Below are 12,086 nucleotides of genomic sequence, written 5' to 3' on the forward strand. Positions count from 1 at the left end.
GGGGAGAAACCTAGACGGCATGTAGGTCAGATGGTGTCCTATTTCGCTGGCAACCTGATGTCATGAACGACACCCCGGCACGGCTCCTCACCCTGCTGTCCCTCCTCCAGACCCCGCGGGAATGGCCCGGGAGCGAGCTGGCGGAACGGCTGCGGGTGAGCGCCCGCACGATCCGGCGGGACATCGACCGGCTGCGGGACCTGGGGTACCCGGTGGAGGCCACGCTGGGCTCCGAGGGCGGCTACCGGCTGGTGGCGGGCGCGGCGATGCCGCCCCTGCTGCTGGACGACGAGGAGGCCGTGGCGATCGCGGTCGGCCTCCGGGCGGGGGCCGGGCATGCGATCGAGGGGGTCGAGGAGGCCTCCGTACGGGCCCTGGCGAAGCTGGAGCAGGTCCTGCCGTCGCGGCTGCGGCACCGGGTGGGCGCCCTCCAGTCGGCCACGGTCGCGGTGACCCGGGGGGACGGGGCGACGGTGGACCCCCGGACCCTGACGACGATGGCGGCGGCCGTGGCGGGGCCGGAGCGGCTGCGGTTCGCGTACCGGGCGCGGGACGGGGTGGACACGCGGCGGCTCGTGGAGCCGTACCGGCTGGTGAGCACGGGGAGCCGGTGGTACCTCGTCGCGTACGACATGGAGCGCGAGGACTGGCGGACCTTCCGGGTGGACCGGGTGAGCGAGCCGTTCGCGACGGGGGCGCGGTTCGCACCGCGGGAGCTGCCGATGGATCCCGTGGAGTTCGTGGGGCGGGGGCTGCGGGGCAGCCGGACCTATCCGGTGGAGGTGGTCTTCGCGGCGCCGGCCGACGCGCTGCCGGGGTGGCTGCGGGCCGACGCCGTCGCGGAGCCCGGGGGCTGCCGGGTGCGGTTCGAGACCGGGGACTCCCCCGAATGGGTGGCGGCCCGGCTGGCCCTGACCGGGCTGGCCTTCACGGTGTGCGCGCCGGCCGCCCTCGCGGCCGGCGCCCGGGAGCTGGCCGCGCGGCTGACCGCTGCCGCCGGATAGGGGTCCGGGGGCGGGGCCGGGGCCGCCGCGTCCGGCATGGAGGGAGCCCCCGGCGCCTGGGGGGGTTAGGCACCGGGGGCTCGTACTGGGGGCTCCTTCGCGGGCCGCTCAGGCCACGGCGTCGAAGCCGGTGTCGCGCGCCATCTTCTTCAGTTCCAGCAGCGCGTGCTTCTCGATCTGCCGGATCCGCTCGCGGGTCAGGCCGTGCTGCTTGCCGACCTCTGTCAGCGTACGCTCCCGGCCGTCGTCGATGCCGTACCGCATCTTGATGATGGACGCGGTGCGCTGGTCCAGCTTCCCCAGGAGGTCCTCCAGCTCCTCGCTGCGCAGCAGCGAGAGCACGGACTGCTCCGGGGAGATCGCCGAGGTGTCCTCCAGCAGGTCGCCGAACTGCGTGTCGCCCTCGTCGTCCACCGCCATGTTGAGGCTGACCGGGTCGCGCGCCCAGTCCAGGACGTCGCCCACGCGCTTCTCGGTGGTGTCCAGCTCGGCGGCGATCTCGGCGTGCTCCGGGTCGCGGCCGTTCTCGCGGTTGAACTCGCGCTGCACCCGGCGGATCCGGCCGAGCTCCTCGACCAGGTGGACGGGGAGGCGGATGGTGCGGGACTGGTCGGCGATGGAGCGGGTGATGGCCTGGCGGATCCACCACGTGGCGTACGTGGAGAACTTGAAGCCCTTGGCGTAGTCGAACTTCTCCACCGCGCGGACCAGACCGGCGTTGCCCTCCTGGATCAGGTCGAGCAGGGGCAGACCGCTGCGCGGGTAGCGGCGGGCGACCGCCACGACGAGGCGGAGGTTGGAGCGGATGAAGACCTCCTTGGCGCGCTCGCCTTCGGCGGCCAGCGCCTCCAGCTCCTCGCGCGCCGGGGACTCGCCCTCGCGGTCTATCTCGCCGTCGAGGATCTGCCGGGCGTACACGCCCGCCTCGATGATCTGTGAGAGCTCCACTTCCTTGGCGGCATCGAGCAGCGGGGTGCGCGCGATCTCGTCGAGGTACATGCCGACCAGGTCACGGTCTGCGATCTCCCCGCCCACAGCGCGGGCGCTGCTCGTGGACTGACGACGGGCGACGGCGCGGGTTGCCATGCGTGCTCCCTTGCGATGCGATGAGTTCGTTCGCGGTGCGGCTGCCGGACGCGTCGGACACCTCACTGGATCCGGTGTGCGTCCTCGGACACTCTCCCGAGTGCCCGCTTCCGAAGGAAACAACGACTGGAAACGGGACAGAATTCCCACGTTGCCCCCTGTTTTCCGAGATCTTGCAGTATCCTGCCCCGTCACCCTCATGGCCATGAAGGAGACGCGGTGCTGCCGGAACTCGAAGAGGTGCAGGTCAGGCCCGGGGTCGAAGCCGATCTGGCTTCCCTCACGGAGCTGTACAACCACTACGTCCGTGAGACCGCCGTCACATTCGATACGGTCGCCTTCACCCCGGAGCAGCGCCGCCCTTGGCTGCACTCCCACCCTGAAGACGGCCCTCACCGGCTTCTGGTTGCCTGGACTGGCGATCGAATAGCTGGATACGCGACAAGCAGCGCATTTCGCCCCAAACCGGCATATGCCAGCTCGGTGGAGGTCAGCGTCTACCTCGCACCGCACGCGGTCGGCCGGGGCATCGGCACGCTCCTGTACGACGCCCTCTTCGCCGCCCTGGCGGACGAGCCGGTCCACCGGGCCTTCGCGGGCGTCGCCCTCCCGAACGAGGCGTCGGTACGGCTCCACGAGCGGTTCGGCTTCCGCCGCGTCGGGGAGTTCACCGAGGCCGGCTGGAAGTTCGGCCGGTACTGGGACGTCCGCTGGTACGAGAAGCCCCTTGGCGGTCCGGCAATCTAGCCGAACTGGAGGGAGCGCTTCGAGAGGCCCATCCAGAAGCCGTCGACCGGGGTCTGCGACGCCCCGAGGTCCCCGGCGGCCTCGGCCGCGCCCAGGGTGACGAACAGCGGGGCGAAGTGTTCCGTACGGGGGTGGGCGAGACGGCCCGCGGGGGACTTGGCCTCGAAGTCGAGCAGGGCGTCGACGTCGGAGGCGGCCAGCGCCTCGCGGCCCCACGCGTCGAACTCGGCCGACCAGCCGGGCACGCCCGGGCCGGTGTGCCGCAGCGCCGCGAGGTTGTGCGTGAAGAAACCGCTGCCCACGATCAGCACGCCCTCGTCGCGCAGCGGGGCGAGCTTGCGGCCGATGTCCATCAGGCGGGCCGGGTCCAGCGTCGGCAGGGATATCTGCAGGACCGGCACGTCGGCCTCGGGGAACATCTCCACCAGCGGGACGTACGCCCCGTGGTCGAGCCCGCGGTCCGGTATGTCCTGGACGGGTATGCCGGGGGCCCGCAGGAGTTTCCGTACCGACGCGGCCAGCCCGGGGGCGCCGGGGGCCTCGTAGCGGACCTGGTAGTAGTGCTCGGGGAAGCCCCAGAAGTCGTAGACGAGGGGGACCGTCTCGGTGGCGCCGAGGGCCAGCGGGGCCTCCTCCCAGTGGGCGGAGACCATCAGGACCGCCCGGGGGCGGGGCAGGCCGGCGGACCAGGCGGCGAGTTCGCCGGGCCAGAGCGGATCGTCGGCCAGCGGGGGTGCGCCATGGCTCAGGTACAGGGCCGGCATGCGGTTCACGGGGGCGCTCCTCAGTCGTCGGGCGGGGCCGCCACGACAAGACTAACCCCGCTTCGTTCAAATTTGAACGAAGCGGGGTCATCAGTCATTCCCGAGCGCGCGGGCCCGCCGTCAGTGGGCGACCACGGGGATCTTGACCTCGGCTTCGGAGCCTTCGCCCGAGGCCACCGGGCCACCCGAGCCGGGACGGCCCGTGGTGATCAGGGTCAGGGCGATGAGCGAGCTGGCCACCAGGATGCCGACGGCCCACCAGATGGCGGAGGAGTAGCCCTCGACCATGGCCTGGGCCTGGATCAGCTTCGCGCCCGGCCCGCCGGCGGCGGCCTCGGCCGCGTGGTCGGTCAGGTACGCGGTCGTCGCCGAGGCGGCGATGGTGTTCAGCAGGGCGGTGCCGATCGCGCCGCCCACCTGCTGCGAGGTGTTGACCATGGCGGAGGCGACACCGGCGTCGGCCGGGTTCACCCCGTGCGTGGCCAGGGACATGGCCGGCATGAACGCCGTACCCATGCCGAGGCCCAGCAGGAGCTGCGCCGGCAGGATCAGCGCCGGGTACGAGGAGCCGACCTCCAGCTGCGTCAGCAGCAGCATGCCGGTGGCGGCGAGCAGGAAGCCCGGGCCCATCAGCAGCCGCGGCGGGACGCGGGTCATCAGACGGGCGCCGATCTGGGTGGAGCCCGTGATCATGCCCGCGATCATCGGCAGGAAGGCGAAGCCGGTCTTGACCGGCGAGAAGCCCTTCACGACCTGGAGGTAGTAGGTGAGGAAGAGGAACAGGCCGAACATCGAGATGACGGCCAGGCCCAGCGAGAGGTAGACACCGCCGCGGTTGCGCTCCAGCAGGACGCGCAGCGGCAGGAGCGGGGACCGCACCTTGGACTCGGTGTAGACGAAGGCCGACAGCAGCACCGCCGAGGCGATGAACATGCCCACGGTCAGGGCGTCCGACCAGCCCGCGGACTCGGCGCGGGTGAAGCCGTACACGAGCGCGACCAGACCGAGGGTGGACAGGATCACGCCGGGGATGTCGAGCTTGGCGCTGTTGCGGGCGCCCGCGGGCTCACGGATCACCAGCCAGGCACCGACGGCCGCCACGATCGCGAAGGGGATGTTGACGAAGAACGTCCAGCGCCAGTTCAGGTACTCGGTGAGGAAGCCGCCGAGGATCAGGCCGACGGCGCCGCCGCCGCCCGCGATCGCACCGTAGATGCCGAAGGCCTTGGCGCGCTCCTTGGCGTCGGTGAACATGACGGCCAGCAGGGAGAGCGCGGCCGGGGCGAGCAGTGCGCCGAAGGCGCCCTGGAGGGCGCGGGCGCCCAGCATCATCGCCTCGCCGGTGGCGGCGCCGCCGAGCGCGGAGGCCAGGGCGAAGCCGATGAGGCCGACGACGAAGGCGTTCTTGCGGCCCCACTTGTCGGCGATGCGGCCGCCGAAGAGGAGCAGTCCGCCGAAGGCCAGCGCGTAGGCGGTGATGACCCACTGGCGGTTGCCGTCCGAGATGCCGAGATCGGTCTGGGCGGACGGGAGGGCGATGTTCACGATGGTCGCGTCGAGGACGACCATCAGCTGGGCCAGGGCTATGAAGACGAGTGCCTTCCAGCGGCTGGGATCGGCAGCCGGCGCGAGACTCGCGGCTGTTTTAGGCATGGGGGTACCCACTCACTGTGCGGAATGACTGAAAAATAAGGTTTAAGCAGGATTCACGACGCTACGGTGCGCGACCCGGGGCCGTCACATGGTTTTCCGCCTCAGGTCCTCCAGCGTGGCGGCCGTGCCGGGCAGTTCGGAGCGGGCCGGAGCCCTCAACCCGTCGAGGAACAGCTGGAGATGGCGGTGCACGAAGCGGTCCACTTCGAGGCAGCCGGTGCCCGGGAGCGGGCGGCTGAGCTGGGAGAGGGCGACCATCAGGTCGCCGACGCCGATGTCCGTGCGGAGCAGCCCCGACTCCTGGCCGGTGACCACGAGTTCGTTCACCGCGTCTTCCAAGGCGGTACGGGCCGCGACCAGTTCGGGGTGGTCCCGGTCGAAGTCCCCCGAGAGCATGGGGCACAGGGCCCCGATCCGCTCGTCCGCCGCGGCGTGCGTGAAGCGGCACAGCGCGGCGAAGGCGTCGGACTCCTCGGCGAGGGAGTCCTCCGCGTGCGCGGTGACCCGGTCCATCACGTAGAGCACGACGTGGTGGACCAGCGTGGCCCGGTCGGGGAAGTGCCGGTAGAGCGTGGCGTTCCCGATGCCGGCCCGGCGGGCGACCTCGTCGAAGGGGGCGGTCGAGCCGAGCTCGACCAGCACCTCGCGGGCCGCGGCCAGGATCCGCTCGCGGTTGCGGACGGCGTCGGCCCGCGGGCGCGGCAGCTTGAACCCGGCGGCGGGTCCCGCGCCCGATGCGGCGACGGGTCCGGCGGCGGGTCGCGGGCCGGGTCCGGCGGCGGGTCCCGGGCCGGGTCCGGCCGCGGCGACCGCTTCGCGTGTGACCGTACGCCGTCCCGCGGGGGCGGCGGCCGGGGCCGACAGGTCCACCAGCGTGCCCGGCGCCTCCTGGGCGGCGACCGCGTCGCGGCTCTTCATTCGGGGGCCTCCTCGGCACGGGGACTCGTACGGCTACAACCGGCACCGCCCACCCAAACGGGGAAGCGGTCCCCACTTCGTGGGACGTAGGTTCAAACGGGGATTGCGTCCCCGGTTATTTCACTCGTCCGTGTGACCTGGGTCACACTCCCCATGGGCCCGCGATCCCGTTTGGCCTCTCCCGACGCGCGGGCGCGCCGCCGCCGTCGGAGGGTGAGCCCACAGAGCGCAGTCGGGCCCGGCCGGCTGCCGCGGACCCGAAGGCGATCTCCATGTCGCAGACCCGCCACCGGATACGCAGACCACGCCGCACCTGCGCGTACATCGGCCTGACCGCGCTGGCTCTCGGCGTCACGGCGACCGCCAGCGACGGGATATCCAGCCACAGCCACTCGGCGGCCGGGCCCGTGGCCACGAGTGCCGAGTCTGCCCTGGCGCCCTGCCGGATCACCGCCACGATGGGCGTCCAGATGTCCGAGGGACTGCCGACCCCGCCCGGGTACTCCCGGTCGACCGGTGAGGTCCGGGCACTGAACCTGATGATCGACTTCCCCGACGCCAAGGGCGAGGGCACGGCCGTGGACCGGCTGGCGGAGTTCTTCCCGCAGACCTCCGACTGGTTCCGGACCAGCTCCTACGGCCGGCTCAGCTACCGGGCCGAGGCGCCGGTGAGGACCTGGCTGCGGATGCCGATGCCGTTCGCGGCGTACGGGATCGGGCGCGGGTCCGCGTACGAGCCCGGCTACCGGCAGCTCGTCGAGCACATCGCGAAGGCCGCCGACTCCGAGGTGGACTTCAGCCGGTACGACCTGATCAACATCCTGGTCACCCCGAACGCCGGGCCCTCCGCCCTGGACACCGTCCTGTCGGTGACCTTCTCCGGCAACAGCGAGGCCCCGATGGCCGACGGGGTGCCGCTCGCCAACACGTCCTTCGTCTACAGCCGGCAGGACGACGGCTCGGGCACCTACCGGGAGACCGGCTACCGGGTGCTCCCCCACGAGAACGGGCACGTCTTCGGACTGCCCGACCTGTACACCTCCGACGGGGGCGGCGCGGTCGGGCACTGGGACATCATGAGCGAGGACTGGGGCTCCAACAACGACCTGCTGGGCTGGCACAAGTGGAAGCTGGGCTGGCTGGACAGCGACCAGATCAGCTGCGCCGCGAAGTCCGGGGTCACCGACCACGTGCTGTCGCCGCTGGCGGTGGAGGGCGGCATGAAGCTGGCCTTCGTACCGCTGTCGGAGAGCTCGGGGTACGCGATGGAGGTGCGCACGCAGGCCGGGAACGACGAGTCCGTCTGCAAGCCGGGCGTCCTGATCTACAAGGTGGACTCCGAGGTGGACACCGGGCGCGGGCCGGTGACGGTGTCCGACAGCGTGAGCGGCAGCGGGGGCTGCACCCGGCGGCCCAATGTGCACGCGGAACTGTCCGACGCGCCGTTCCGGCCGGGCGAGACCTTCACCGACGAGAAGGCGGGCATCAGCATCTCGGTGGTGGGCGAGCTGCGGAACGGAAGCTTCCAGGTGCGGGTGACGCGGCCCTGAGGCTGCGGCGGGGCGGCGGGCTCGGCGCCCCGGCGAGCTCGGCGGGGCGGGCGCGCGGGCGTTCCGCCACCCCCTGCCTTGATCCTTGTATGAGCAAGCAGATATCTTCGGCCCTGTGGATGTGCCCCCGGTAGCAACGCAGTTGGCCCCCCTCACCGCCGATGACGCCGTCGACGACCGCTGGTGCATGGCCGTACGGCTGCTGGGCCGGATGGAGCGCCGGCTCGACGAGGCGCTGCAGCGCCGGCACGGTCTGCCGCTGTCCGAGTACCGGGCCATGTGCGCGTTGAGCCGCCCGGAGAGCACCGGCGGACTGCGGATGGGTGAACTGGCCGACCGCATCGGGATGAAGGACAGCTCGGTGACCCGGCTGATCGCCCGGCTGGAGGCCCAGGGCCTGGCCGAACGGATCTCCGGCGGCGGCGACGGCCGGGCGGTGAGCGCCGTCGTCACCGCCGCGGGGCGCGAGCGGTACACCGCGGCCACCTCCACCTACCGGGCGGCGCTGGGAGCCGAACTCGACGCCGCCCGGGCCAACATGTACCTCGCCGACCTCGCCAACTGGGTCCGTACCGGAGAGGCCGCAGGGGCCGCAGGGGCCGCAGGGGGCGCTGACGCCGCAGAGGGCGAAGAGGAGGCGAGCTGACGGTGCCGACGCACCGCTCGACCAGGGGAGTCCGGATGACATCAGTGACCGACCACTACGAAGACCTGCTCGCGGACCAGTACACCTGGATGCTCGGCGGTGACCTCGCCTCCCTCGCCGAGGCCCAGGCCGCGCTGCTGCGCGGCCTCGGCGTCCTGCCCGGCGGACCCGCCGGGGACGCCGCCGTCGACCTCGGCTGCGGGCCCGGCGCACAGTCGCTGGCCCTGGCCGGCCTCGGGTTCCGGTGCGTGACCGCGGTCGACACCAGCGAGAAGCTGCTCGACGAACTCGGCCGGCACACCGGCGGGTCCTCGCCCGTCCGCACGGTCCACGCGGACATCCGTACCGCCCTGCCGGAGGTCGCCTCCCCGGGGACGGTGGCGGCGGTCGTGTGCATGGGGGACACGCTCCCGCACCTCCCCGCCGCCTCCGACGTGGTGGCCCTCCTCGCCGACGTCCGGGAGGCGCTGGCTCCGGGCGGCCACCTCGTCATCACCTATCGCGACCTCACGCGCCCACTGGAGGGGACCGACCGGTTCCTGCCCGTGCGCGGCGACGAGAACCGGCTGCTGACCTGCTTCCTGGAGTACGTCGACGAGGACACCGTGATGGTCCACGACCTGCTGCACACCCGGGTCGACGGTGAGTGGTCCCTGCGGACCGGCAGCTATCCGAAGCTGCGGATCGGAGCCGAGTGGCTGGCCGGCCGGTGCCGTGACGCCGGGCTGGAGATCGCCCACGACGGCCCGGGCCCGCGGGGCATGCGCGTGCTGCACGCCCGCAGACCCTGAAGGGCGCCCCGGGGTGTGCGGCACCCCCGGCGCGGGGCCCGTCACATCCAGGCGTCAGGGTGGGTCATAGGAACAACAAGGGCGCGCTGCCGAGCGGCCCGCGAGGAGTCGGACATGGTGGAGCAGGACATGGACAGCCCCAGCCGTACGGCGCTGGTCGAGGACCTGATGGGGCGGTTCCCGCACGTGCCGCGGGAGGCCGTCATCAAGGAGGACCTGCTGCGGGGCGGGATGGCCTTCGACGAGTCCGCGCTCAGCGGCGGCGCCGACGGGGCCTCCGGCGACGTCAAGCCGAAGTCGTACTTCATCTTCTCCTTCGACCACCGCACCCTGCCGGAGCTCGGCGCCGCCGCGCTCAACCGGCCCCCGGAGGAGATCGTCCTGACGGGCGGACCGTACGGGCTGCGCCGCACCGTCGTGTCGGTACGGGTCAACCCGGACTCCCCGTACGTCGTGCGCGGCGGTGAGGACGGCTCCCTCGGCCTGTACCTGGACGGTGCGCGGATCGCGGACGTCGGCCTGCCGCCGATGCCGGAGTACTACCGGCACAAGCTCTCGAACGGCAAGTCGGTGATGGAGGTCGCGCCGACCATCCAGTGGGGCTACCTCGTCTACCTGACGGTGTTCCGGGTGTGCCAGTACTTCGGCGCCAAGGAGGAGTGCCAGTTCTGCGACATCAACCACAACTGGCGCCAGCACAAGGCGGCGGGCCGTCCGTACACCGGGGTGAAGCCGGTCGAGGAGGTCCTGGAGGCCCTGGAGATCATCGACCGCTACGACACCGCCGGGACCTCCCGCGCCTACACCCTCACGGGCGGCTCGATCACCTCGCAGGTCGCCGGCCGCGACGAGGCCGATTTCTACGGGCACTACGCGAAGGCCATCGAGGAACGCTTCCCCGGCCGCTGGATCGGCAAGGTCGTCGCGCAGGCGCTGCCGCGCGACGCGGTGCAGCGCTTCCACGACTACGGGATCCGGATCTACCACCCCAACTTCGAGGTGTGGGACCGGCGGCTGTTCCAGCTGCACTGCCCGGGCAAGGAGCGCTACGTCGGGCGGGACGAGTGGCACCGCAGGATCCTGGACTCCGCCGAGGTGTTCGGTGCGCGCAACGTGATCCCCAACTTCGTGGCGGGCATCGAGATGGCCGAGCCGTTCGGCTTCACCAAGGTGAGCGAGGCGATCGACTCCACCGCCGAGGGGCTGCGGTTCTTCATGTCGAACGGCGTCGTACCGCGCTTCACCACCTGGTGCCCGGAACCGACGACCCCGCTGGGCAAGGCCAACCCCCAGGGCGCCCCGCTCGAATACCACATCCGCCTGCTGGAGACCTACCGGGCGACGCTGGAGGAGTACGGCCTGAGCTCCCCGCCCGGCTACGGCCCGGCCGGCCCCGGCCGCGCGGTGTTCTCCGTCAGCTCGTTCATGGACAGCCTGGAGGGCCTGGACGGCACGCAGTGACCCGACCGGCGCCCGCCCGGGCCGCCCGGAGGGGGTGGGGGCGGTAACGCAGATGCGGATCATGCGCCACCCGCTACACTGACCGCGGTGGCCCGGCCTCACGGCCTGGTCTCCGCACCCTGCCGGTGACGCGCGTTTTCGGCAGAGCCCCGCCTTCGTGGGGCTTGCGGGAAACCTCAAAGGCGCAGGTCAGGGAAGTGCTACGGATGCGTCTGAAAACGCTTCGCCACCTGTACCGGAACGCAATACTCATCACCCCAGGTCAGAGGCGTGAGGATCACCTCACCCCCGGTGGGCGCAGTCACCCCCTGAAACCCACACCATCGGTAAGCCCTCGCGGGTCTTTCGGGCACTACCACGTCCGGCATCTGCGGGGCCCGATAGGTACGCTCAGTGAACCCCCCGCTACGACTGTGCCACCTCGGCCATGGCAGAGCGTCCAGGGCCACCCGGGGGTAGGCGCTGGCCATCGTCGGCGAGCTTGCCGCCGCGTGATCGCCGTGGATCTCTGCGGCGTGGGCTTTCCCCAGGTCGCCCACTGACATCGGGCAGAACTGGAGGAGCTACGGACCGAGGTAGGACATGAGCAAGTCCGGCCCCGACGTTCGTAGCCGAGGAAAGACGAGGGACCGCAGCGATGGCCGCCGGGATCAGCGACCACGGAGCCTCCACCCCGATCTGCTCCCCGTACCAGGTACTGGTCCACCCGACAGCCCCGATCACGGCCAGCGCAGCCATGACGTGCAGCGTTTCCCAAAGAGCAGTCCTGTCTCGAACCGGTTCCAGATCCTTGAGCTCATCCTCGGGCAGCAGGGAACCGAGACGGCCGGAAGCGTAGCCCTCCGCGACGAGGATCAGAAGCCGGGACAGCTCTCGTGCACCGTCGGCAGCCTCGGCATCCAGTCGAAGCTCCGCCCTGCGCAGCGCGGCCACGACCAGTCTGGCGTGCCGATCGATGTGCCCGCGACGCGGTAACGAGCGAGGAATCAATCGGCACCGGCGGCGTGCTCGTAGTACGGCACGCTCCGTGGCGCGGAGGCTCTTCGAAACAGCCTGGAGCGTGACAGGCATGAGCTTGGCAGGTACAGCTACGAGCCGAGCGCATTCCGCGATTGTCCCGAGGGCATGGATCACGGGCAGCGTCAGGGCAAGGGGGCAGGCATCTGCCCTTCGCCCAACGCACGACCCCGAACTTCCACAGGATGAGCGGTGCGTAGAGCATCGGCAGTAGGGCGACAGGTGCACCGTAGATCTCACCTGCGTGAGGGTGACTGGTGACCGCCCAGGCGAACCAAGGAAGCCACAGGAGGCAAATCGCGAAGAGGATGCTGTTCATGTCCTTCGCGCGTGCCGCGACGTACACGTGCCAAGCGATCGCCTTCCGCAGGGGCGGCCGCAGCGTGGCCTCAGTCCCGGTGGCACGCAGGTCGCTCGTGACGCCTTCCGCCCATTGGACGATGTCGGAC

10 protein-coding genes are annotated in these 12,086 nt (G+C 71.3%); 6 read left to right on the forward strand and 4 right to left on the reverse strand.

Translation table 11 applies throughout. The features are described 5' to 3' along the window. Positions 1-62: 62 nt before the first annotated feature. Positions 63-1,004 (forward strand): helix-turn-helix transcriptional regulator, encoded by a 942-nt coding sequence (locus tag ACZ4TG_RS20285; protein WP_468164607.1) that lies wholly within the window; start codon positions 63-65, stop codon positions 1,002-1,004. Positions 1,005-1,112: 108 nt separating this feature from the next. Here the strand turns inward: ACZ4TG_RS20285 and ACZ4TG_RS20290 are convergent, their stop codons facing one another. After that, positions 1,113-2,090 (reverse strand): sigma-70 family RNA polymerase sigma factor, encoded by a 978-nt coding sequence (locus tag ACZ4TG_RS20290; RefSeq protein ID WP_468164609.1) that lies wholly within the window; start codon positions 2,088-2,090, stop codon positions 1,113-1,115. 240 nt (positions 2,091-2,330) lie between these two features. Between ACZ4TG_RS20290 and ACZ4TG_RS20295 the strand changes: the two genes are divergently transcribed. Further along, positions 2,331-2,837: a GNAT family N-acetyltransferase gene (locus ACZ4TG_RS20295; RefSeq protein ID WP_468164853.1), complete on the forward strand. Its 507-nt coding sequence runs from the start codon at positions 2,331-2,333 to the stop codon at positions 2,835-2,837. Here ACZ4TG_RS20295 and ACZ4TG_RS20300 read toward each other — a convergent pair. From ACZ4TG_RS20300 to ACZ4TG_RS20310, 3 genes are all read right to left on the reverse strand, one after another. Then, complete coding sequence (locus tag ACZ4TG_RS20300; RefSeq protein WP_468164855.1) at positions 2,834-3,601, reverse strand: dioxygenase family protein; 768 nt, start codon at positions 3,599-3,601, stop codon at positions 2,834-2,836. The two genes, ACZ4TG_RS20295 and ACZ4TG_RS20300, sit on opposite strands and share 4 nt — an antisense overlap. 120 nt (positions 3,602-3,721) lie before the next feature. Beyond that, a complete protein-coding gene (locus ACZ4TG_RS20305; RefSeq protein WP_468164611.1) occupies positions 3,722-5,254 on the reverse strand; it encodes an MFS transporter in 1,533 nt (510 codons plus the stop codon). A gap of 84 nt (positions 5,255-5,338) precedes the next feature. After that, positions 5,339-6,118 carry a TetR/AcrR family transcriptional regulator gene (locus tag ACZ4TG_RS20310; protein WP_468164857.1) on the reverse strand — a complete coding sequence of 260 codons (780 nt, stop codon included), beginning with the start codon at positions 6,116-6,118 and terminating at the stop codon, positions 5,339-5,341. A gap of 326 nt (positions 6,119-6,444) precedes the next feature. Here ACZ4TG_RS20310 and ACZ4TG_RS20315 point away from each other — a divergent pair, with 326 nt between their 5' ends. The 4 genes from ACZ4TG_RS20315 (at position 6,445) to ACZ4TG_RS20330 (ending at position 10,620) form a co-directional block, all read left to right on the forward strand. Further along, complete coding sequence (locus tag ACZ4TG_RS20315; RefSeq protein ID WP_468164613.1) at positions 6,445-7,722, forward strand: M6 family metalloprotease domain-containing protein; 1,278 nt, start codon at positions 6,445-6,447, stop codon at positions 7,720-7,722. 115 nt (positions 7,723-7,837) lie between these two features. After that, positions 7,838-8,368: a MarR family winged helix-turn-helix transcriptional regulator gene (locus ACZ4TG_RS20320; protein ID WP_468164615.1), complete on the forward strand. Its 531-nt coding sequence runs from the start codon at positions 7,838-7,840 to the stop codon at positions 8,366-8,368. A gap of 35 nt (positions 8,369-8,403) precedes the next feature. After that, positions 8,404-9,159: a class I SAM-dependent methyltransferase gene (locus ACZ4TG_RS20325; protein ID WP_468164617.1), complete on the forward strand. Its 756-nt coding sequence runs from the start codon at positions 8,404-8,406 to the stop codon at positions 9,157-9,159. A 129-nt stretch (positions 9,160-9,288) separates the two neighbouring features. Continuing rightward, entirely contained in the window at positions 9,289-10,620 is a 1,332-nt protein-coding gene (locus tag ACZ4TG_RS20330; RefSeq protein ID WP_468164859.1) for a radical SAM protein, read from the forward strand. The last annotated feature ends 1,466 nt before the right edge of the window (positions 10,621-12,086 follow it).

The organism is Streptomyces sp. NPDC028314, from assembly GCF_055565795.1.